Annotated in this window: 18 protein-coding genes; 3 read left to right on the top strand and 15 right to left on the bottom strand. The window is 64.2% G+C overall.

Annotation, left to right across the window (positions count from 1 at the left end; all coding sequences use genetic code 11):
• Nucleotides 1-140 precede the first annotated feature (140 nt).
• The 3 genes from LCM4577_RS05660 to LCM4577_RS05650 form a co-directional block, all read right to left on the bottom strand.
• On the bottom strand, nucleotides 141-548 hold the full coding sequence (locus LCM4577_RS05660) for an MAPEG family protein (RefSeq protein ID WP_071032916.1): 408 nt from the start codon (nucleotides 546-548) through the stop codon (nucleotides 141-143).
• 86 nt (nucleotides 549-634) lie between these two features.
• Nucleotides 635-1849: a DUF459 domain-containing protein gene (locus LCM4577_RS05655; protein WP_071070121.1), complete on the bottom strand. Its 1215-nt coding sequence runs from the start codon at nucleotides 1847-1849 to the stop codon at nucleotides 635-637.
• 221 nt (nucleotides 1850-2070) lie between these two features.
• Nucleotides 2071-3291, bottom strand: coding sequence for a lytic murein transglycosylase (locus LCM4577_RS05650; RefSeq protein ID WP_071070606.1), 1221 nt, complete (start codon nucleotides 3289-3291; stop codon nucleotides 2071-2073).
• Between the two features lie 235 nt (nucleotides 3292-3526).
• Between LCM4577_RS05650 and galU the strand changes: the two genes are divergently transcribed.
• A complete protein-coding gene (gene galU / locus LCM4577_RS05645; protein ID WP_071070118.1) occupies nucleotides 3527-4432 on the top strand; it encodes a UTP--glucose-1-phosphate uridylyltransferase GalU in 906 nt (301 codons plus the stop codon).
• 82 nt (nucleotides 4433-4514) lie between these two features.
• On the opposite strand, the gene LCM4577_RS05640 is transcribed toward galU, so the two are convergent.
• Nucleotides 4515-6317 (bottom strand): outer membrane beta-barrel protein, encoded by a 1803-nt coding sequence (locus tag LCM4577_RS05640; RefSeq protein WP_071032923.1) that lies wholly within the window; start codon nucleotides 6315-6317, stop codon nucleotides 4515-4517.
• Nucleotides 6318-6477: 160 nt separating this feature from the next.
• On the opposite strand from LCM4577_RS05640, the gene LCM4577_RS05635 reads away from it, so the two are divergent.
• Nucleotides 6478-7479, top strand: coding sequence for an SIS domain-containing protein (locus tag LCM4577_RS05635; protein ID WP_071070116.1), 1002 nt, complete (start codon nucleotides 6478-6480; stop codon nucleotides 7477-7479).
• A gap of 50 nt (nucleotides 7480-7529) precedes the next feature.
• Here LCM4577_RS05635 and LCM4577_RS05630 read toward each other — a convergent pair whose 3' ends face one another.
• From LCM4577_RS05630 to LCM4577_RS05580, 11 genes are all read right to left on the bottom strand, one after another.
• Nucleotides 7530-7994 carry an NfeD family protein gene (locus tag LCM4577_RS05630; protein WP_041004775.1) on the bottom strand — a complete coding sequence of 155 codons (465 nt, stop codon included), beginning with the start codon at nucleotides 7992-7994 and terminating at the stop codon, nucleotides 7530-7532.
• 118 nt (nucleotides 7995-8112) lie between these two features.
• Nucleotides 8113-9063, bottom strand: a complete 951-nt coding sequence (locus tag LCM4577_RS05625) for an SPFH domain-containing protein (RefSeq protein ID WP_071070114.1) — start codon at nucleotides 9061-9063, stop codon at nucleotides 8113-8115.
• Between the two features lie 135 nt (nucleotides 9064-9198).
• Nucleotides 9199-10263: a ferrochelatase gene (hemH, locus tag LCM4577_RS05620; RefSeq protein ID WP_071070112.1), complete on the bottom strand. Its 1065-nt coding sequence runs from the start codon at nucleotides 10261-10263 to the stop codon at nucleotides 9199-9201.
• 143 nt (nucleotides 10264-10406) lie between these two features.
• Nucleotides 10407-12458 carry a bifunctional metallophosphatase/5'-nucleotidase gene (locus LCM4577_RS05615; RefSeq protein WP_071070110.1) on the bottom strand — a complete coding sequence of 684 codons (2052 nt, stop codon included), beginning with the start codon at nucleotides 12456-12458 and terminating at the stop codon, nucleotides 10407-10409.
• 191 nt (nucleotides 12459-12649) lie between these two features.
• A complete protein-coding gene (locus LCM4577_RS05610; RefSeq protein ID WP_071032935.1) occupies nucleotides 12650-13024 on the bottom strand; it encodes a hypothetical protein in 375 nt (124 codons plus the stop codon).
• Between the two features lie 87 nt (nucleotides 13025-13111).
• The gene (locus LCM4577_RS05605; protein ID WP_041004770.1) at nucleotides 13112-14557 is read right to left on the bottom strand and encodes a homospermidine synthase; all 1446 of its coding nucleotides are present in this window, start codon (nucleotides 14555-14557) and stop codon (nucleotides 13112-13114) included.
• A gap of 131 nt (nucleotides 14558-14688) precedes the next feature.
• The gene (locus LCM4577_RS05600; protein ID WP_071070108.1) at nucleotides 14689-15624 is read right to left on the bottom strand and encodes a DUF3445 domain-containing protein; all 936 of its coding nucleotides are present in this window, start codon (nucleotides 15622-15624) and stop codon (nucleotides 14689-14691) included.
• Between the two features lie 39 nt (nucleotides 15625-15663).
• Nucleotides 15664-16326, bottom strand: a complete 663-nt coding sequence (locus LCM4577_RS05595; RefSeq protein ID WP_071032941.1) for an aminotransferase class IV family protein — start codon at nucleotides 16324-16326, stop codon at nucleotides 15664-15666.
• Entirely contained in the window at nucleotides 16275-17420 is a 1146-nt protein-coding gene (locus LCM4577_RS05590; protein ID WP_071070106.1) for an aminodeoxychorismate synthase component I, read from the bottom strand. Before LCM4577_RS05590 ends, LCM4577_RS05595 begins: the two co-directional genes overlap by 52 nt.
• A 459-nt stretch (nucleotides 17421-17879) precedes the next feature.
• Entirely contained in the window at nucleotides 17880-18575 is a 696-nt protein-coding gene (locus LCM4577_RS05585; RefSeq protein WP_041004764.1) for an NADH dehydrogenase, read from the bottom strand.
• Between the two features lie 355 nt (nucleotides 18576-18930).
• Nucleotides 18931-20769 (bottom strand): M3 family oligoendopeptidase, encoded by a 1839-nt coding sequence (locus LCM4577_RS05580; RefSeq protein ID WP_041004762.1) that lies wholly within the window; start codon nucleotides 20767-20769, stop codon nucleotides 18931-18933.
• A gap of 157 nt (nucleotides 20770-20926) precedes the next feature.
• On the opposite strand from LCM4577_RS05580, the gene LCM4577_RS05575 reads away from it, so the two are divergent.
• A complete protein-coding gene (locus tag LCM4577_RS05575) occupies nucleotides 20927-22474 on the top strand; it encodes a sigma-54 dependent transcriptional regulator (RefSeq protein WP_071070104.1) in 1548 nt (515 codons plus the stop codon).
• Nucleotides 22475-22604: the final 130 nt, after the last annotated feature.

Genomic DNA, 22604 nt, shown 5'->3' with positions numbered 1-22604 from the left:
TAGAGCGTTTCACCGTTTCACGGAAATGGTGAGACGCCCTAAAGCGCGTCGCGATCTTTCAGATTCGCTCCAAGCATTTAAGTTTTGATTTTACGCATGTCTTCATCCCGAAACCGGTTCCCGCTTTCGGGAGATATGCTTTAGCTGAGCAGCAGCTTTATCGCCCAATAGAGGCCGATAGCCATCTGGACCGCGAACGCCGAGAATCGAGCCTTGACGGCGATCGGACTTGTCGACGTCAGATGAATGGCCGACTGCATCAGACGCGCGCCGAGAAACCAATATGCGAGCGGGTCGGTAATCGCGGTGCGCGAACTCATCATGGCCAGGGCCATGAGACCTCCGAATATGGGAAGGCCTTCGATGCAATTGGCGTGGGCGCGCGCCAGCCGCTGCAGGAAGGGCGAAAGGCCGGCGTTGTCCGGTGCAAAGCCATTCGCAAGGATGCGGCCGCTCACCACGAGATGGGTGCGCAGGATTTCCATCCATATGAGCAATAAGAGGGTCCAAGTCACGAACCCAAGCAAGGCATAGCCCGTTGCCGACATATTCGTCCCCCGACTTTGACTTCGGCCAAATCTAATAATGCCATTGTTCGGCTCGGCGCGAAATTGCCGCTACGCCGGAACGTCGGTCAAGGAGTTGACGGTGTCGGGCCGGATTCGACAGCTGCCGTCGCCGGCGGCTTCGGCGGCCAGGAAAAATCGTCGGCGCGGCCGGGCGAGGCCGTCGGCGCCTTGCCTTCCAGGATCAGCTTTTCGCCGGGCAGGTTCGGATCGGCCCTGGCCGGTTGCGTCGCGCCGAGCAGCTCGGTGCCGCCGTCGAGCGCCGGGTCGCCGAGCAGCATCGGCGCAGTGCGGTCGACGATGACGGGCGCGGCGGCCGGCTTCGGCGCCTCCACCGGGGCGCCGGCCGGCGCCGACACGGTCGTGATGCTTCCGGGCGCCGCCAGGCCGAGTATCTTTGCCAACGGCTTTTCCGTGTAGAAGGCGAGCTTGCGCTTGCCGGCCTTGGTGACGTTGATGCCGTCGTCGGAACGCAGGCGCACCGGCTGGCCGTTGATGTCCGGACCGGAGGTGACGAAAGCGCCGTTCTCGTCGACGAAGCCGTCCCAGACATCGACGAACTCGCCGCCGTGTTTCTGGGCGGCCGAATGATAGATGTCGTTGAAGGCGAGCATGTCGGAGTTCATCTTCGACACACCGAAAGCCGGCATGCCAACCCAAAGGAACGGCACTTTGGTGTCTTGTAGGGCCTTGCCGAACGCATCGGTGCGGCGCTCGTATTCCTTGGTCCAGTTCTCCGAGCGCGGCTGCTCGCGCACGTCGCCGACCTTCATCTGCTGGCGGTCGTTGGAACCCAGCATGACGATCACGGCCGCCGGTTTCTCGGTTTCGATCAGCGATTTGATCTGGGTCGGCCAATTGTAGACATCGTCACGAACGAAGCCGGACGACCCGTTGGCGCGGGCGACGATCCTGACGGCGGGATTGTCGGCAAAGGCCGTGTCCAGGCCCTCCGCCAGCCCGCCCGCCAAAAAATCGCCGACCACCAGCACGACCCGGGCGTCGTTCGTCTTCTCGACGATCGGCGTTTCCGGTTCCGCCGGCGGGCGCGGCTTGGGTTTCTTCTTGGGTTTCGGCCTTGGTTTCTGGACTTCGACCGGCGGTTCGATGCGTTCGCTGCGGCGCGGGAACAGAAGGTCGCGCAGCGACCAGCCACGGCTTTCCTCCTGCGCGAACGCAGGAGCGTGGAAGGCGCCGGCGGCGGTGACGACAAGCACCGCAAGGGCTAGAATCAGGATGGGCGCCCGGCGAATGCTCTGCCTGATACGCACAACCGAAACCAAACACCCTCTCCATCCTTGGCGCATGACAGGCAGACATGGGCAAAGTCATGCGCAAGCCGAAGCGCTACAGCATCCTAGCCGTCTTTGAAAGGATGCCTGGCGCCTTAAAGCGCGTCGCGCTGAAACGGATTCAGTCGACGCGCCTTAAGTCTTTGTTTGATGCATGTCGTTCCCCCAAAACCGCTGCGCACTTTTGGGCGACATGCATCAGAGCGGCTCAGCTACCGCTTGCGGAGCCATTTGAGCACTTCCAGACTCGGATAGCCATCCTGGGTCAAGCCGACCTTGGCCTGATAGGCCATGATGGCGGCCTTTGAGCCGTCGCCGATCTTGCCGTCGAACTTGCCGTCGTAATAGCCGTGCTCGGAAAGCCGCTTCTGCAGTTCCTGCCTTTCCTCGAAGCTGAGCTTGGTGAAGGGCCGCTGCCAGTCCTGCACAAGGCCGGTGCCGCCGGCGATCTCATCGGCGAGCAGGCCGACGGCCAAAGCGTATTTGTCGGCATTGTTGTAGGCCTTGATGACCGAGAAGTTCCTGATCATCAGGAAGGCGGGGCCGCCCCGGCCGTCGGGCACTTTCAGCGTCGCCTTGTCGGTCAGGTTCCTGAACGGTTTGCCATTGGCCCTGACGACGCCGAGCGCCTGCCACTGCGCGATCGTCTTTGCGCCGCCGGGCAGCTTGCCGGCGGGTATGGTTACCTCATAGCCCCACGTCTTGCCCGCCTGCCAGCCATTCCYTTTCAAAAGGTTGGCGGAGGTCGCCAGCGCGTCGGGGATCGAATTCCAGATGTCGCGCCTGCCGTTGCCGTCCATGTCGAACGCATAGCGCTGATAGCTGGTCGGAATGAACTGGGTCTGACCCATCGCGCCGGCCCAGGAGCCCATCAGATGGCTCTCGTCGATGTCGCCGGTCTGCAGGATCTTCAGCGCCGCGATCAACTGGGTGCGGGCATATTTCGAACGCTTGGGATCGCCATAGGCAAGGGTGGCCAGCGAACGGATGACGTTGCGCATGATGTCGTCGCGCTTGAGCGTCTCGCCATAATTCGATTCCATCGACCAGATGGCCAGAAGGATGTTGCGGTCGACACCAAACCGCGCCTCGATGCGATCGAGCCACGGCTTCCATTTGCGTGCCATCGCCTGGCCGTTGGCCACCGCCTGGTCGTGCACGCGGTTGTCGAAATAGTCCCAGGCGGGCGCGGTGAATTCCGGCTGGGTGCGGGCCTTTTCCAGCACGACCGGATCGGGCTCGATGCCTCTCATGGATTGATCGTAGACAGCGCCCGAAACGCCGCCCGCCACCGCGGTGGAGCGGAAGCCCGCGACCCATTGGCGGAACCCGGCATCGGCGAAAGCGGGACCGGCGGGCATCAGCAAGGCCAGCGTGAGGCCGGCGGCCGTCATCAGTGCCGTCAGGCGCCTCGCGGTGTTGCGAACGGACATCATTTCCTCCTTCGTCAAATCAGGAAGGATCATTCAACGCCGAACCGGGTTAGTATTTAGTTTACCATAGGTGCCGCCGGGAACGAAAAGAGGTATCGCGGCTTTAGCTCTCACATTGAACGCTTGCCGTTAATCCAACATTCCGGCGTGAAAATGATTCCGCCGTGAAAATGTTCGGGGGGATTGCGGAGCGTGCCGCCGAGCGGATAATTGGCTCAAACGCAGGGGTGTCAGCATGAAGCGCGTTCGCAAGGCAGTTTTCCCGGTGGCCGGCCTCGGCACGCGGTTCCTCCCGGCCACCAAGGCCATCCCGAAGGAGATGCTGACCGTCGTCGACCGGCCGGTCATCCAGTATGTGGTCGACGAGGCGCGCGAGGCCGGCATCGAGCATTTCATTTTCGTGACCGGGCGTAACAAGGCGGTCATCGAAGACCATTTCGACGTCCAGTTCGAGCTCTATGACACGCTCGCCCAGCGCGGCAAGGACGACCAGCTCGCCCGCCTGCAGYGGTTGCAGCCGGCGCCGGGACAGACCAGCTTCACGCGCCAGCAGGTGCCGATGGGCCTCGGCCACGCCGTCTGGTGCGCCCGCGAGCTGGTCGGCAACGAGCCGTTCGCCTTGCTTTTGCCGGACATGATCATGCAGTCGGAAAAGAGCTGCATGAAGGACATGGTCGAGCTCTATGCCGAGACCGGCAACAACATCATCGCCGTGCAGGAATGCGATCCGGCGGAAGCGCATAAATACGGCATTGTCGGCCGCGGCGAGGACACCCATCACGGCTTCCGCATCACCGGCATGGTGGAGAAGCCGAAACAGGGCACCGCGCCGTCCAACCTCTTCATCAACGGCCGCTACATCCTGCAGCCGGAAATCTTCGGCATCCTGGAAAGCCAGGAACGCGGCGCCGGCAACGAAATCCAGCTGACCGACGCGATGCTGAAGCTGGAGAAACAGCAGCCCTTCTACGGCTATCACTACAAGGGGCGCACTTTCGATTGCGGCTCGCCGGAAGGTTTCGTCGAAGCCAATGTCGCCTTCGCGCTATGGCGCAGCGACATGAACGGAAGCATGGCCGGCGTCATCCGCACGCTGCTCGACGAGGTGCGGCCGGCGGAGCGCCGCGGCGCGGCGTTCTAGCCTATGCCGATATTCAGGTGAGGCCGGTCTGCGAACGGCAGGTTCCTGCGCTTCCGGTGCTCACGGCCATTGCCGCTACTCTTCAGCGCTGGACCTTCAGTCCGAGATAGACGCTGTTGGCCGTATAGTCGCGTCCAGGCAGGTTGCTGGTCAGCTTCTCCGTCCGCACCTTGGTGGTGAGGCCGGCATAGCGGTTCAGCCACCAGGTCAGCCCGGCCTCGGCGCTCAGGACCAGATCGTGGCCGTCGGAGCCGGTGTAGTCGCGCCAGTCGAGGCCAAGCGCCGAGTTCGCCGTCAGATTGGCGCGGATCTGGCGCTCGCCGGTCAGACGGCCGGAGTAGAGGATATCGCCGCTCTCGCCCGCCGTCGTGGTGGTCTCGACATCGGTCTTGCCGGTGAGCCCGATGATGGTGCCGCGCTCGGGCGACCATTTGAGGTCGGCATTGATGGACGGCCCGGCGATTGCCGGGAGGCGGCTGTCGTCGAGCGCCTCGCGTAACCAGCCGACGGAGAATTCACCCGATAGCTTCTCGCCCATATCGAGCTCGACGCCGGCGCGAGCCCCGAGCCGCTTCGAAGAGCGCTCAAAGCCGTCGGTATCGAGACGCTGATCATAGACCCTGCGGCCGACTTCGACTTCCGTGAAGGGCGTGAGTGCCGGTGAGATCTCATAGCCGGTGCGCAAGGTGCCGGTGTAGAGCGTGTTGTTGCGATCCTTCTGCGAGACCGTGGTGCCGTTTGAGAGATTGGCGTCGCCGTAGAAGTCATGCGAGACCGCGCCGGTCAGCGCGTAACGCATCTTGCCGACACTCTTTTCAAGACCCAGGCTGCCGTCCACGGTCTGGCGCAGCGGCTGCGAGGTGACGCCGGCGATCGCATCCGGCGAGGAGGCCGATTCCGGTGCTGCCTCATAGCCGAGCTTGGCGATGGCGCGCAGCTCGTTGTCGAGATCGACATTGAGCTGGCCTTCGATGCGGCCCTGCGCATCGTTGATCTTTTCGCCCGAGACGGTGTTGCGGAACTGGCCGTAGCCGGTGATCAGAGCCGAATTCTCGCGCCAGTCGGAAGTCGCGGTGAAACGCAGCGCCGTCTCGGACAGAACCGCGGATTTGCCGGTGCTGCTGGAATCGGCATTGGACGTCGCGGTGAAGCCTTGCTCCAGCGTTGGCCGGAACACAAAGGTGCCGACCTTGACACCGGGAGCAGCGAAGGGATCTTCCTCCGGCTTGACCTTCTGTCCATCGATCGATCCGGTGCGCTCCTGGCCCGGGTCGAGCTTCTGCTTGTCGACGCTGTCGATGGTGACGGCGCGGCGATTGCTGCCGTCGTCCTCGGCCGCTGCCGCGTCAGCCTTGTCGCCTGTGGAGGCGGTCGCGGCAGTGGTGGTGTTGTCGGTAGCCTCGCCCGCCTTCTTCTTGGCCTTCTTCTTGTCGGCGGTCTTGGTGTTCGCCTTGGTGTCGGTCTTGGCGTCCTGAGCACGCTGAGCGGCCGTCGAGGGCCGGCGCGGTTTTGCCGGCTTCGTCGTATCGGCCAGTGGATCGTCCGTTGCCTGCGGCTGGTCGAAGATGCTGTCCGTCGCGCCCGCCGTCTGATCGTCATCGGGAACGGCACCGGGGCTTGCCGGTTGATAGATCGTCGGTGCCGAGTCCTGGGCGGCCGCGGTCGCAGGCGGTGTCTGATCCAGCGACCCTTGCGCCCGCAACTGCCTCGCCTTGCGCTGCTGGTCGGCGAGTATGGCCGATTCGGAGACCTCGCCGCGCAGCTCGGTTTCCTGCGAAAATGCAGGCGCCGGACGCAGCAGGGCAAGCGCGCTTGCCGTCAGCAGCAGTGCTGCAACGGCAATGCCCTTCCGACCGTTTTTCGTTTCAGGCTGGCCCCCGGACATCGTCACCACTGCTTGCGCGGCGCGGTTGCGCCATACTTACCGAACCGTAAATGCGGATGGTTAACGGAGGGTTGAGAGAGCCGCCTCGGAGCCCCTCCAATCAGAGGCCTTAGGCAATTCCGTTGGACAGGGGCGCGGCAAAGCGCTAATCGCTTCGCCCATGCATGCGGGGTCCCCAGAAAGAAAGCGGCCGGACAGGCAGGCCGCGATCGAATCGGCGCTGAGAACAGTGGCGACGGAGCAGGCCGGCGTGGCGGCCCTTGCGGCCGCTCTCGCAAACGGGCTGTCCGAGCCTTTTGCCGCCGCGATCGACCTGATCTCTCGGATCGAAGGCCGCGTCATCGTCACCGGCGTCGGCAAGAGCGGCCACATCGGCTCCAAGATCGCCGCCACACTTGCCTCGACGGGCACGCCGGCCTTCTTCGTCCATCCGGCGGAAGCCAATCACGGCGATCTCGGCATGATCGCCCGGGACGACGCAATCATCGCCATGTCCTGGTCGGGCGAGAGCAAGGAATTGATGGGCATCGTCGCCTATTCCAGGCGTTTTTCCATTCCACTGATTGCCATCACCTCGGGCGAGAGCTCCGCGCTGGCGCGAGCCGCCGATGTCGTGCTGCTGCTGCCGGCGGTACCGGAGGCCTGCCCGCACGGGCTGGCTCCCACAACCTCCGCCCTGCTGCAGCTCGTTATGGGCGATGCGCTGGCGATCGCGCTGCTCGAGGCGCGCGGTTTCACGCCGGATCATTTCCGCACCTTCCATCCGGGCGGACAGCTTGGCGCCAACCTGACCCAACTGCGCGAGATCATGCATGTGGGCGAAAGGCTGCCGCTGGTGCCGCTGGGCACCGGAATGCGCGACGCGATCCTGGAACTGTCGCGCAAGGGGTTCGGCTGCGTGGCGATCACCGACGCCGACGGCGCGCTGGCCGGCATCATCACCGACGGCGACATCCGCCGGCACATCGCCAGCGACCTGCTTTCTATGAGCGTCGATCAGGTGATGACGAAGAATCCGAAGACCGCAAATCCCGACACGCTGGTGGCGACGGCGCTGCAGACGATCAACACCTCCGCCATCACCAGCCTGATGGTCGTCGAGGGCAGACGCCCGGTCGGACTGGTGCATTTGCACGACCTGCTGCGCATTGGCGCAGCCTGACGCCGGATGATTTCAGGCCGAACCGGCCCGAAATCTTGATCTGTCTCGGCTCAGATCGCCTCGACAATCAGCTCCAGATCGGTATCCGCCGCTCCGGTCACGCGTACTTGCGCGCCGACCGGCAGGTCCGGACCGGAGACGCGCCACAGCGTGTCGCCGAGCCGGATGCGGCCGCGGCCGTTCTTGATCGGCTCGGCCAGGGTCGCCGTGCGGCCGACCATCTGCGCGCCGCGGCGGTTGAGCAGCGGCTGGTCGACGCTGCCCTCCCGGCTGACGGCGATCTGCCGGCCGATATAGGCCGAGACGACGGCCAGCACGAGGAAGGCCAGGACCTGAACCTGCCAGGTCCAGAAGGCCGCGTCCCAGATCGCCAGCGACACGGCGCCGATGATCAGCGCGGCGATGCCGATCCACAGCATGAACACGCCTGGCGCCACGACTTCCATCACCAGGAGCACGATGCCGAGAACCATCCAGTTCCACGGTCCGAGTTCCGAAACGATGCGGTCGATCATCGATGTTCTCCCACCCGGAGCAGTTCCTCGTTTCACGGAAACGAGGAACCGTCCTATTTCTCTGTTTGCCGCAATTCCGGACGGAAAACCGTGTCACCCTGGAATTGCGGCGGTCACCTCAACTGTCGGTCTGCCGCACGACCGGCGGACGCGAGCCCTGCCGCGGCGTGCCGGATGGGCCGTCGCCCTTGAAGACTTCGCGGGCGATCTCGCCGATGCCGCCGAGCGAGCCGATCAGCGACGAGGCCTCGAACGGCATCAGTACGATCTTATTGTTGCTTGACGAGCCGATCTTGGCCAAGGCCTCGGTGTATTTCTGCGCGACGAAGTAGTTGATCGCCTGCACGTCGCCCTTGGCGATGGCTTCCGACACGACCTGCGTCGCCTTGGCTTCGGCCTCGGCCGAACGCTCGCGCGCCTCGGCGTCGCGGAAGGCGGCTTCCCTGCGGCCCTCGGCTTCGAGGATCTGCGACTGCTTCAGGCCTTCGGCGGCCAGGATCTGGGCGCGCTTGTCGCGTTCGGCCATCATCTGGCGGCCCATCGATTCCACCAGATTTGCCGGCGGGTTGATGTCCTTGATCTCGACGCGGGTGATCTTGATGCCCCACGGGTGCGCCGCCTCGTCGACGACACGCAGCAGCCGCTCGTTGATCGCATCGCGGTTCGAGAGCAATTCGTCGAGATCCATCGAGCCCATGACGGTGCGGATATTGGTCATGGTGAGATTGAGGATGGCGTTCTGCAGCCCGGCGACCTGGTAAGCGGCTTGGGCGGCGTTCAGCACCTGGTAGAAGGCGACGCCGTCGACCCCGACGATGGCGTTGTCGCGGGTGATGATCTCCTGCGTCGGGACGTCGAGCACCTGCTCCATCATGTTCATCTTGGCGCCGACACGCTCGAAGATCGGGTTGATGATGTTGAGGCCGGGAGTCAGCGTCTTGGTGTAACGGCCGAAGCGCTCCACGGTGTAATTGTAACCTTGCGGCACCGTCCTGATGCCCTTGAAAAGCAGAATGATGACCAGAAAAACAAGAACAATGATGGCAATATCGAAACCGCTGAAGCCCATTTCGTTTCTCCCTCAAAGGCGGCGACCTCACGGAATCAATTAAGTGTGTTTCCGCAACGTTACAATCAGGTGATCGCCAATATCGCTTAGCGGCGGGTTTTGCGCAGCAGCTTCAAAGCCTGTCGGTGAAGCCGGTCACACCCAGCCGGAAAGCTCGCGCCGCACCAGCGCTTCGACCACCGCCATGCCTTCGGCGCTGTCGTTGAGACAAGGGATATGGGCGAAGTTCTTGCCGCCGGCGTGATGGAAGGTTTCGGCCGCTTCGCGGCCGATCTCGTCCAGCGTCTCTATGCAGTCGACGGAGAAGCCCGGATTGACGATGGCGATGGATCTCACGCCGTCCTTGGCCAGTTTCTCGACCGTGACGTCGGTATAGGGCTGCAGCCATTCCTGCGCGCCGAAACGCGACTGGAAAGTGGTGATGAGCTTGTTCTCGTCCCAGCCGAGCCTCTCCCGCAGCAGCCGCGTCGTCTCCAGGCAATGCGACTGGTAGGGGTCGCCCTTGTCGGAATAGGGTTTGGGGATGCCGTGATAGGAGGTGATCACCACTTCCGGCGCGAAATCGAGCGTCGCGATGTGCTTCTCGATCGAGCGGGCAAGCGCCTCGATATAGACCGGCTCGTCGTAGTAGGGCGGCACGCTGCGGATCGCCGGCGCGTGCCTGATCTGCATCAGCGCGCGGAACAATTGGTCGTTAGCCGTGGCCGTCGTCGTCGCCGAATATTGCGGGTAGAGCGGGAAGGTGAGAATGCGCTCGCAGCCCTGCTCGACCAGTCTCTGGACGACGCTTGCCGTCGAGGGATTGCCGTAGCGCATCGCCCAGTCGACCACCACATCGGGCAGGTCGGCGAGCGCGGCGGCCAGCTTCTCACCTTGAGCGCGGGTGAATGTGCGCAGCGGCGACTCGTTCATCTCCCGGTTCCAGATACGGGCGTAGTTGGCGCCGGACTTCTTCGGCCGGGTGGTCAGCACCAGCCCGTAGAGAATCGGGTACCAGACCGCCTTGTTGAGCTCGATGACGCGCGGGTCGGAGAGGAACTCGCGCAGGTAGCGCCACATCGGCTTGAAGTCGGTGCCGTCGGGCGTGCCGAGATTGACCAGCATGATGCCGATCTTGCCCGGCCTGACCGGCGCGGCGCCCGACGGCTGCGGGCCGGCGGCCTTCGCGGTTCTGGCATCGGTGGGGGTGGCAAGCGTCATCAACAATCTCCGGTCGCGCCGCGAAACTAGCGATGCCCTGCCGGGTTTCAATGCCGCGTCTGGCCGCACCTTATCGTGTTTGGGCCTGGAAAAGGAACACCCGCCCGGTTGTCCGGGCGGGTGCCATGAATCCGGATGACCGATTACTTCGCGGCCGGCGGAATGGTCAGCGTCGCGCCGAGCGGCAGGCGCCGCGGCCTATAATCCTTGTTGGCTTCGGAGATGAGCTTCCACTTGGTGGCGTCGCCATAGGCCTTTTTCGCCAGGTCCCAATAGGTATCGCCGGCAGCGACGGTGTGGCTGGTTTCTGCCGGCTTGGTTTCGGCGGGCTTGGCCGGTTCCGCGGCCGGCGCTGCCTCAGCCGGCTTTGCGGTCTCGGCGGGGGCGGTTTCAGCCGAAACGGCCGGCGGCGTGCCGGCAATGTCGCTCGAACCGGAAGGCAGAGCCGGCATCGCCGGTTCGCTGTTTGCCGGCGTAGCCTCGGCCGGTTTTGCCGCCTCGGCCGCAGGCGCCTGGGCGGCGGGAGCGGTCTCGGCGGGCTTGGCCGGTTCCGCGGGTTTGGCCGGTTCGGCCGCGGCCGTCGTTGCCGCAATCTCGGTGATGCGGCCGTCGAGCTTGGGCGTGTAGGGGCGATGCGCGCCGAGATAATCGGCCACCACCTGTTCGAGGCCCGGGCCGTAATCATAGGCGTCCGTCGCCTTGTCGGCGAAGACCTTGTAGCCGTCGCCGCCCTGGCGGACATAATTGTTGGTGGCCACCAGATACTGCTTGTCCGGATTGATCGGCGCCCAGGCGCCGTTCTCCATCACTTCGACCGATTTGACGCGGCCGGCATTGGGCGCGACCGATTTGTCGAAAGAATATTTCAGCCCGGCGACCTGCGGGAAGCGGCCGGCGCCGTCCTCGACCTGGCTGAGACCGCTTTCGAGGCCGGCGACCAGGTCCTTGCCCGAGATCTTGAAGGTCGCCAGCGTGTTCTGGAACGGCAGCACGGTCAGCACCTCGCCCATGGTCACCGTTCCCTGATCGATCGAGGCGCGCAGGCCGCCGCCGTTCGAGATGACGATCTCGACACCCTGGCCCTTGGTGCGGTCAAGGATGGCGTCGGAGACGAGATTGCCCATCTCGCATTCGCGCGCGCGGCAATTCTCGCGGCTGCCGTCGATCGCCTTGGTGGTCTCGGCCACCTCCTTGTTCTTCAGCGCCTCGATCGGCGCGCCGAGCTCCTTGATGCGGGCAAGGACAGTGGGATCGGGCGTGACCGACTTGTCGAGATAGATCGGGGCGCCGCTGGCTTCCTTGACGTTGCCATTGTCGTCGAACACGACCTTGAACTCGCCGAGATATTTCGAATAGGACGCCGCCTGCACGACCGGCACCTTGTAGCCGTCCGGGTTGTCGACCATCGTCGGGTACGGTCCCTCGGCCTTCGGATCGGTGTTCGACAAGAGCGTGTGGCTGTGGCCTCCGACCACCACGTCGATACCCGGGATCTTGGCGATCACGTCGCGCTCGCGCCGGTAGCCGATATGAGTGACCGCGATGATCTTGTTGATGCCTTCTCCCTTGAGCTTCTCGACCTCGGCGGTGATCGCCTTGACGTCATCCGTGATGGCGATGTTCGGGCCGGGGGAGGCGAGTTCCGGCGTGTCGTTGGTGACGGCGCCGACGATGCCGATCTTCTGGCCGCCGACCTCGACGACGATCGAAGGCTTGATCTTATCCTTGGCGCCGGACTTGTCGTTGGGCACGACATTGGCGCTGACGATCGGGAACTTCGCCTTGTCGAGGTAAGGCACCAGGGCGCTCTCGCCGTCGTCGAATTCGTGGTTGCCGAGCGTCACCGCGTCGGGCTTGATCTGATTGAGGAATTCCTCTTCYGCCGCGCCCTTGTAGGTGGTGTAGAACAGCGATCCCTGGAAGCTGTCGCCGGCATTGRGCARCAGCACGTTCTGGCCTTCGAGCTTCTTGCGCTCCTCGGCGATCGCCGTGATCAGCCGTCCGGCGCCGCCGATGCATTCGCCTTTGGTCTCCTCATCGGCCGAACAGGTCGACTCGTATTTGTTGTTGCCTTCGATGCGGCTGTGCCAATCGTTGAAATGCAGGATGTTCAGCGTGTAGTCGGCAAAAGACACGCCTGCCGACAGGCCGAGCGCCGAGGCCGACAGGGCTAGAATCGCGGCAATCTTCTTCATCTTCGTCTCCCGGATGAGCTGACCTTCAAGGTGTCTAATGCCCTCGCTTGACCGGAAAATAACAGTCAGCCTCGGATCATGTTCACATCGGGTCCCAGCCGATGCAAGCGCAAATCAGGGAGATGTTTGCCGGCACAAAAAAGGACGGCGGCTCGCGCCGCCGTCCCTGTGGATCGAATATTCGCGAGCCCTCAAGCCCGGCGCGTCAGCACGAAGTTCTGGCCGCTGGCGCTGGTGCAGTTGAGCTGGCTGGTGGAGACCATCAGGCAGTTGAAGCTGACCGGCGTCTGGCGGATCAGCGAGGTGCCGTGGATCTCGACCGAGGTCGCCCCGGTCATGGTGTAGCTGCCTTCCGACAGCTTCTGGCCGGTGTCGGTGGCGACGGTGGTGAACTTGCCGCCTGCGAAGGTCGACAGGCCGGTGCCCTTGGCGTCGATCCAATTGCCCTCGACGCCTTTGGGGGCCGCCGTGGGCGGGGGTTCCGAGGGGCCGGTGGTGGTGCAGGCGGCCGCAGCCAGAAGGCTTGCCGCGGCGCCTGCCGAAAGCAGTTTGCGCGCAATGGTCATTTTGAAAAATCCTCTCCTCAGTCCGCGCCTTTTCAATCGCCCGATTTCCGGGCGATTGCAAGGCTGTGAGAGCAGTAGATCCCGCTGCTATCGGACCAGGATGTTGCGGAACTGCCACGGATCGTCCTTGTCCAGGTCCTCGGGGAAGAGGCCCGGCCGGTTATCCAGTGGCGTCCAGTCGGTGTAATAGCCCCTGACCGGTCCGAGATAGGGTGACTGCACTTCGAGGCAGCGTCGATAATCCATCTCGTCGGCTTCGACGATGCCGGCGGTCGGATTCTCTAGCGCCCAGACCATGCCGGCGAGGACCGCCGAGGTCACCTGCAGGCCGGTGGCGTTCTGGTAGGGGGCGAGCTTGCGCGCCTCGGCCAGCGAAAGCTGCGAGCCGTACCAATAGGCGTTCTTGTCATGGCCGTAGAGCAGCACGCCGAGCTCGTCGACGCCATCGACCAGCTCGTTCTCGTCCAGCACGTGGTGAACCGGCTGCGGCTTGCCGGCGGCGCCGAACATCTCGTCCAGCGACAGCAAGGCGTCGTTGCAGGGATGGTAGGCATAGTGGCAGGTCGGGCGGTATTGGACCTTGCCCTTCTTAGAGCGCACGGTGAAGAAGTCGGCGATCGAGATCGACTCGTTATGCGTCACCAGGAGGCCGTATTGCGCGCCCGGCGTCGGGCACCAGCTGCGCACGCGCGTGTTGGCGCCGGGCTGTTCCAGATAGATCGCCGCCTTGGAGCCGTGCTTGTGCTTCTTGCCGTTCTTCGGCATCCAGTTTTCATGCGTGCCCCAGCCAAGCTCGGCCGGCTGCAGGCCCTCCGAAATGAAGCCCTCGACCGACCAGGTGTTCCAGAACACGTTCATCGGCTTCGGCTTCTTCGTGCGCTGCGTGTCACGCTCGGCGATGTGGATGCCCTTGACGCCGGCCTTCTTCATCAGCCTTGCCCAGCCCTCGCGGTCTTCCTGCGCGGGCTCGGAAAACTCGAAACCGAGATCGGTGGCGAGATTGACCAGCGCCTTCTTGACGAACCAGGAGACCATGCCGGGATTGGCGCCGCAGGTGGAGACCGCCGTCGGGCCGCCGGGCTTGTCTTGCTTTTCCTTGATCAGCGCCTCGCGCAGCGCGTAGTTGGTGCGGCTGGCATTGTCGGCCTCGGCGTCGAAATAGAAGCCGAGCCACGGCTCCACGACCGTGTCGATGTAGAGCACGCCGAGCTTGCGGCACAGTCTCATCAGGTCCACCGAGCCGGTGTCGACCGACAGGTTGACGCAAAAGCCCTGGCCGCCGCCATTGGTCAGAAGCGGCGTGAGCAGCTTCTTGTAATTCTTCTCGGTCACCGCGTCCTGCATGAAGGTGATGCCGCGCTCGTCGAGCAGCTTGCGGTCGGTGTCGCGCGGGTCGATGACCGTCATGCGCGACTTGTCGAACTTGAAATGGCGCTCGATCAGCGGCAGCGTTCCCCGCCCGATCGAGCCGAAGCCGATCATCACGACAGGACCGGTGATTTCACCGTAAACGGGCCAGTTTTCATTCGCCATTTTTTCGCACACTCCTTCAAACACGCGCAAAACCGGGCGCCTTTGGCCCGACGGCCAAGCGCTACACCACAGATCATTGTCATAAACCAGCGAAAAGCGCCAATCGCGGGTAAGCCGGTTTGGTGGCGTGGTTAAGCCGATCCGGCGATACCGTCGAGGAATGCGACCAGCCGGTCGCGGTCGGCGGTCAGGCCCTTGTAGTCGAGCTGCTGCTGGTCGAGGGCCAGGAGTTGCTCCGCGAAGGAGGCGGCCAGCGTTGCCCGGTCCGGATGGGCTTCGAGCACCTTGAGCGGATCGAGATGGATGCGGATGGTGAAGAGAATGTCGCGCGACGCCGGCAACTTGCGCAGCGTCTGGCGCTCGACCCGGATGAAGGCGTGGGCGTTGACGTCGCCGTCGGGGAAGCGGCTAGGGCGGTTCGTGGCGCGGTCGATACGCTCGACATTGGAGAGCGGGTGATAAAGCCTGTCATCGGCCTGGATCGACCAGTTGAAGCGCTCGACCGCCTGGCCCTGCAGGCCGTCGAACATGCGGTTGATGAGCTCGGCCGGCCGCGTGCCGGGGCCGAAACCGGGCACCGGCTCGTGGATATCCTGCAGCGGCTTGCCGAATTTCTCCCGCAACGACCAGGACGAAGGGAAGCAGAGCGAGCCGGCGGCGAGCCGCCAGCCGCGCTCGTCGCGACGCATCAGGATCAGGTCTTCCTGGACAAGCAGCGAGGCCCTTGCCAGCGGCGCTTCGCGCAGGGCAGGAGGCAGCCTGTCGATCGTCCCCTCGAAACCGATCGGCTCGACGTTCACTCCGCTACGGCGGTGCGTGCCGGGATGCGCGGCTTCGAGATGCGCGACGAGCAGGTCCAGCACTTCGCGCTGAGCGTCGCGGGTGCCATCTTCCTCGACGAAGACCTTTTCCGGGATTTCCGCGTAGAGCCGTTGCTTCTCGGTGAGATGCGGCAGCAGCAATCCGTCGACCTCGATCCAGCGCTCGAAGTCGAGCGGCTTCAGCCCGATAGCGAAGAGCTTCGAGGACCCGTCATAGGGCGTGTGGGTCGGCTGGCGGACGGTCATGCCTGTTTGGGTGTTATCCAGTTTGTGTCTCCAGCGCGGTCAGCCAAGCCGCGCCGGGATCAGCCCGCGCAGCGAGTTGCCGACGAAGATCGCCTTCGCCGCCCTCAGATCGTCGAAGCTGTAGATTGCTTCCACGGCGCGGCCTTCGTCCAGAAGCGCGCCGCGCAATATTCCAGGCAAAAGGCCGCAGTCGAGGCGGGGCGTGGCGAGCGGGCCGTCGCCGAAATCGGCGAAGAGATTGGTGATCGTGCCCTCGCAGAGCTCGCCGCGCTCATTGGCCAAAAGCACTTCGTCGGCGCGGGTGGCGAGATATTCGGCGCGCGCATGCGTGTAGACCTGGCGCAGGCTTGTCTTGTGGCGCAGCAGCATGTTGGCGGAATCGAGACGGATGCGCGCCAGCTGCAACCGCCAGACCTTGTCGGCGGGCAGCGGTTCATAGGCTTGGGCGGCGGCCGTCGCCTCGCCATTGCGCTGCAAGGCGAGGCGCACGCGCATGGCAACTCCGTGTCCGCTGACGGTGTTCGAAAGCACCTCGCCGATCCGTCCCGGATCGCAGGCGAAGCCGAGTTCGGCGGCGGACGCATAAAGCCTGGCAAGGTGGCGCTCGAAGCGCTGGAAGCCCGAGCCGGGCTCCCAGCGCATGGTCTCGATCAGCTCGAAGCCGGCACCGTTCCCGTCGCGAAGCGCGCTTTCAACAGACACTCCCGATACTCCTCCTCGGCGGTGGAATCGAAGACGACGCCGCCGCCGACATTGTAGACGGCCTCGCCGTCGGCAAAGAGCGAGATGGTGCGGATCGCCACCGAAAAACGCATCCTGCCGCCCGGCGCGATCCAGCCGATGGCGCCGCAATAGACGTCGCGCGGCGCATCTTCCAGCTCATGCAGGATTTCCATGGCGCGGATCTTCGGCGCGCCGGTGATCGAGCCGCAAGGGAAGAGCGCGGCGAAGACCTGGCGGATGCCGATACCGGGCAGAAGCTTCGCCCGCACGCGGCTCACCATCTGATGCACCGTCGGGTAGGTCTCGATGCGGAACAGTTCCGGCACGTCCAGCGTGCCGACCTCGCTGATCAGCGAGATGTCGTTGCGCAAAAGGTCGACGATCATCCGGTTCTCGGCCTGGTTCTTCTCGTCGTTGCGCAGGAAGGCCTTCAGCCGCGCATCTTCCGCCTTGGTCGCGCCGCGCGGCGCGGTGCCCTTCATCGGGTGCGTCTCGATCATGCCGCCGGCATCGATCTCGAAGAACAATTCGGGCGAGCGCGACAGCACGACCGGATCGCCGAGCGAGACCAACGCGCCATACTTGACCGGCTGGCGTTCCGTCAACGCGTCGAAGGCAGCAAGCGGATCGCCGGACCATTGCGCACGGACCGGGAAGGTGAGGTTGCCCTGGTAGCAGTCGCCCTTGCGGATGTGGTTGTGGAGGCGCGCGAAGYGGCCGGCATAGTCCTCGGCGGACCATGTCGCCCTGGCGTCGAAGATCGGGCCGTTGCTGGCGGGCGCCTGCATTTGCGGCACGGCCTGCTCGACGGGCGCATCGAAGACGCCAAGGCAGACCAACGGCGCGCGGCGGCCTTCGGGCAGCAGCGGCACCAGCTTCGGCTCGAGCAGGTAGCCGGCTTCGTAGGAGAAATAGCCGGCCAGCCATTTGCCGGCATCGGAAGCAGCCTGGGCCCTTTCAAGCGCGGGGGGGAACTCTTCCGCATCGTTGGCGGCGATGATCTCGCGCGGTTGGCCGAAGACCAACTGACGAGCGGTCGCGTCGTTGCGGAAAATGGCTGCGGGCAGGGACATGAGCCTTGGAAGCGGACAATCTCTTTGTTTGGCGCAATTTCGAACGGAAAACCGCTACACACTTTTCCCGAAATTGCTCTAAGTCGACCGCTCTATATGGGGGGCCGGCGAGGCGCAATCGAGAGAGCGGCGTCGGGCGGCGCAAAGGCGTCCAGTTGGCGCGGAAGTTGTTCGCTAGCTGTGAGCTAATGCAGGGATTGGCGGAAACGCTCAAACCTTCGTCATCCACGGGCGGAGCGGGAGCGAAGCGGACGCGTAGACCCGAGGATCCATTCCGTGACCTCGCGCGAAGGATAAAGGCGGTGCAGAACGAAGACCTTTCTGCACCGCTGCAACGCTCGTAGGTAACGGAATGGATCCTATGGTCTGCGCTGCGTCGCTTCGCTCCTCGCTACGCCATAGGATGACGAATTGACGGATGTCTGGCCAACCTCCGATGCTGAGACGCCGGCGAGATGTTCAAGTGTTATTTGCGGTGCCAGCCGTCGGAAACTGCCTGGCGAATTCGGCCTCGTTGCCGGCGGCCAGCAATTTCGCCTGCTCGATCCATTTTTCGCGCGCGATGCGGCCGTCGAAATTGAGCACTTCCTCGACGCGCTTCACGTCGGCCTCGGTCCAGGCGGCGATCTGGGCATAGGTGGTGACGCCGAGGCCCTTGAGCAGTCTTTCGTTGACCGGGCCGATGCCGATGAGGCGGCGCAGATTGTCTGCCTTGCCGGCCGCGGCCTGCGGCGCGGCGGCTTTCCTGGCCGCGGGCGCCGCCGCCTTCTTGGGCGCGGCGGTTTTGGCTGCAGTCTTCGTTGCCGCTGGCTTCTTCGCGGCGGCCGACTTCGCCGGAGCGGCCTTTGCCGCCGATGTCGCGGTCGCGGGGGTCGACATCAGCGCCGCCGGAGCCGGCGTGGCGGCCTTGTCGGCGCCGCCCTTGGCGGAAGGCGCGTCGCGCAGCCGGCTTTCGAGATCGGCGCGGGCACGGCCGCAGGCGTCGAGCTCGCCCTTCAAGCGATCACTGTCGGCGCGCAGCCTGTCGCGCTCGCTTCGTGTGCGGTCGAGATCGTCACGCAGGCTGTCGAGTTCGCCGCGCAGGCGGCCCCAGATGAACCAGCCAACCAGGATACCCACAACGAACGCCAGGAGCATGTAGAAGAAAGTGCTCATTTCCCTCTCCAGTCCGATCTGTCGGCCGAGGCCCGGGAGGCGAGCVCACGCCAAGGATCGTCAAAGGTTCCGTGGTTGGCGGGACCGCCGGCTTCAATCGAGCCATCGGCGTTCGGCCTTGTCCGGAGCCGACGGCCATTATCGCATTCGCCGTGGCGCCGCGACCAGCCATCTCTGGCCTACGCGATGCGTCCGGCTGAGCTTGAAGCCGGACGCTATCATATGGCTTGTCGAAAGCTAGTTGAAAAATGTGCCGGAGAATTATTCAAGAACAGCTATTTAGGGCAAGAATAGATCTTTGCTAATATGCGTATCGGCTAAATTATTGCGACCGATGTGCGCGTCGTTGCTGTCGTCAATTGTCGAGCGCCTCCAACTCGTCGATCAGCGAACCGATCACGCCAAGGCCGATCTGCCAGAAAGCGGGATCGGTGGCGTCCAGGCCAAAGGGCGCCAGAAGCTCGGAGTGATGCTTCGTGCCGCCGGCGCGCAGCATCTCGAAATACTTCTCCTGAAAGCCGCGCTCGGCGTTCTGGTAGACGGCGTAGAGCGAGTTCACCAGGCAATCGCCGAAGGCATAGGCATAGACGTAGAAAGGCGAGTGGATGAAATGCGGGATGTAGGTCCAGAAGACCTCATAGCCCTCACGCAGCTTGATTGCCGGTCCCAGGCTCTCGGCCTGCACTTCCAGCCAGAATTCGCCGAGCCTGTCCGAGGTCAGTTCTCCGTTCTTTCGCTCGGCATGCACCTTGCGCTCGAACTCATAGAAGGCGATCTGGCGCACGACGGTGTTGATCATGTCCTCGACCTTCTGGGCGAGCATGGCCTTGCGCTCGCGTTTGTCTCCGGTCTGCTCGAGCAGCGAGCGGAAGGTCAGCATCTCGCCGAAGACGGAGGCGGTCTCGGCCAGCGTCAGCGGCGTCGAGGCCATCAGCGCGCCCTGGCCGGCGGCCAACACCTGGTGCACGCCATGGCCGAGCTCATGCGCCAGCGTCATCACATCGCGCGGCTTGCCCATGTAGTTGAGCAGCACGTAAGGATGCGCCGACGGCACCGTCGGATGGGCGAAGGCGCCGGGCGACTTACCCGGCCTGACCGGCGCGTCGATCCATCTGCGATCGAAAAAGCCGCGGGCGATTTCGGCCATGTCGGGCGAGAAGCGCTGGTAGGCGGAGAGCACGGTGTCCCTGGCGTCGTCCCAGCTGATCACCGCCTGCGGCGTCTCCGGCAGCGGCGCGTTGCGGTCCCAGTGGTTCATCACCTCCATGCCGAGCCAGCGCGCCTTCATCGCGTAATAGCGATGCGACAGCCGCGGATAGGCCTCGCGCACGGCCGCCGCCAGCGCGTCGACCACCTCGCGCTCGACGCGGTTGGCGAGGTGGCGCGAGTCGGCGATGTCCTGGAAGCCGCGCCAGCGGTCGGAGATTTCCTTGTCCTTGGCCAAAGTATTGGTGATGAGGGTGAAGGTGCGCAGGTTCTTGCGGAACGTGGCGGCGAGCGCCTCGGAGGCGCGGCGGCGGACCTCGCCATTGGCATCCTGCAACCGGTTGAGCGCCGGCTCCAGCGTCAGCTCCTCGCCGTCGACGTCGAAGCGCAGGTCGGTCATCGTCTCGTCGAACAGGCGGTTCCAGGCGCCGCGTCCGGTCACCGACTTTTCGTGGAACAGCTGCTCGACACGGTCCTCGAGCTGGTAGGGCTTGTCCTTCCTGAGGTCGAGCACCCAGGGCCGGTAGTGGCCGAAGGCCTTGTCGGCGGCCAAAGCGCTTTCGATCGCCGCGTCGTCGATCAGGTTGAGCTCGAGCGCGAAGAACAGAAGATGCGCGCTGGCATCCGTCATCTTCTCCTGGACGTCGCCATAGAGCTTGGCGCGCTGCGGATCGGCGGTGTTGCCGGCGTAGACGAGGCCGGCATAGGAGACGATGCGGCCGATCAGCTCCTCGAGCGCCTCGTAGGTTTGCAGCGCCTCGCCCAGCCGGCCGGCGCCGCCGCGCCCGGCTTCCGCGGCCAGCGTGCCTTTCCAGCGGGTCTCGAAGGCGACGGCGTCGCTGGCCGCCTTGGCGATGTCGCGCTTCAACTCGGGCGCTTCCATGCCGGAATAGAGATCGGCGAGATTCCACTCCGGCAGGTCGCCAAGCCCTGCGGCACCCTGGCCGGACGCTGGCGCCGCAAGCCGCCGACCAAACATCATGCGCATCAGCGATACCTCTTTTGAACCAACGGGCCAGAATCAAAGGGAAAGGAGAAGCCGGTCAAATCCTAAGGAATTCGTTCACCGGGTTTTTTGAAACCTTATTTAGAACCCTGTGCCAAGATGATCCATGGGATTTCTCGGGCGGACAACTCAAACAGTCATGACAGGTTCCATACTCATAGTCGATGACGATCCGGTGCAGCGCAGGCTTGTCGAGGCCGCGTTGACCAAGTTCGGCCACACCGCGATCGTCACGGATAGCGGCGAGGCCGGTCTCGACGTGCTCGACGGGCCGAACGCGCGCGAGGTCTCCGTCGTCATCCTCGACCTCGTCATGCCCGGCCTCGACGGCATCGGCGTGCTGAAGGCGATGCGCGAGCGCGCCATCGACGTTCCCGTCATCGTCCAGACGGCGCAGGGCGGCATCGAGACGGTCGTTTCGGCGATGCGGCACGGCGCCTYCGATTTCGTCGTCAAGCCGGCGTCGCCCGACCGCCTCCAGACCGCGATCTCCAACGCGCTCAAGGTGGAAGCCGTCGAGGACGAGATGAAGCGCGCCTCGCGGCGACGCGGCGGCGGCCATCTCACCTTCAAGGACATGATCACGCGCAGCCCGGCGATGGACCGGGTGATACGCCTCGGGCAGAAAGCGGCGGCCTCCAACATCCCGATCCTGATCGAAGGCGAGTCCGGCGTCGGCAAGGAGCTGGTGGCGCGCGCCATCCAGGGCAGCGGCCACCGCCGCTCGAAGCCCTTCGTCACCGTCAATTGCGGCGCCATCCCGGATAATCTCGTCGAATCGATCCTGTTCGGCCACGAGAAGGGCTCCTTCACCGGCGCAACGGAGAAGCACACCGGCAAATTCGTCGAGGCGAATTCCGGCACGCTGTTCCTCGACGAAATCGGCGATCTGCCGCTCGACGTCCAGGTCAAGCTCTTGCGCGCCGTGCAGGAAGGCGAGGTCGATCCGGTCGGCGGCCGCTCGACCGTCAAGGTCGATATCCGCCTGATCTCGGCTACGCACCGCAACCTTCTACAGCAGGTCAAGGACGGCAAGTTCCGCGAGGACCTGTTCTACCGGCTGAACGTCTACCCGATCTTCGTGCCGCCGCTGCGCGACCGCCGCGACGACATTCCCTATCTTGTCCGCCATTTCATGGAAAAGGTCGCTCCGGCCGATCCACGCCGCCGCCTTGCCGGCATATCGGCCACGGCGCTTGCGATGCTGCAGGCCTATGACTGGCCCGGCAACATCCGCCAGCTGGAGAATGCGGTCTTCCGGGCGTCGGTGCTTGCCGAGGGCGATGTGCTGACCGAGGAGGAGTTTCCGCAGATCCGGGCGCAGGTGGAAGGCACCGTCAATCTCGGAGCGGAGCCGGCATCCGCCATCGCCGAAACGATTGCGGACGCGACCCGGCAAACGGACGAGACCGTTGCCGATGCGACCGGGGCTGGCGTGTCCGACGGCGAGGCGCCGGCCAGGCCGCAGCCGCGCTTCGGAACGCTTCGGGCGCTCGACGAGCGCGGCAATGTGCGGGCGCTGGCCGATGTCGAGCTCGAGATGATCAAGCTCGCGATCGACCATTACAACGGCCAGATGAGCGAGGTCGCCCGCCGGTTGGGTATCGGCCGCTCGACGCTCTACCGCAAGTTGAAGGAATATGGCATTGATCCCGAAGCGGGTCGCGTCGACCGGCTCGCCTCGTGACAGGCAAGCTCCGAGCCAGCCTGCCCGCCTAAAATCCGAGTCAAATTGTCGCTTTTGACAGGAAAATCCTGGGTTTTCAGCGGTTGGCGTTGCCGAGGATCACGCATTAACGCTAACGGTAACAGATCGT

Source organism: Mesorhizobium sp. LCM 4577, from assembly GCF_001854795.2.
GTDB lineage: Bacteria > Pseudomonadota > Alphaproteobacteria > Rhizobiales > Rhizobiaceae > Mesorhizobium > Mesorhizobium plurifarium.
This window is presented reverse-complemented; position numbering and strand designations above follow the sequence as displayed.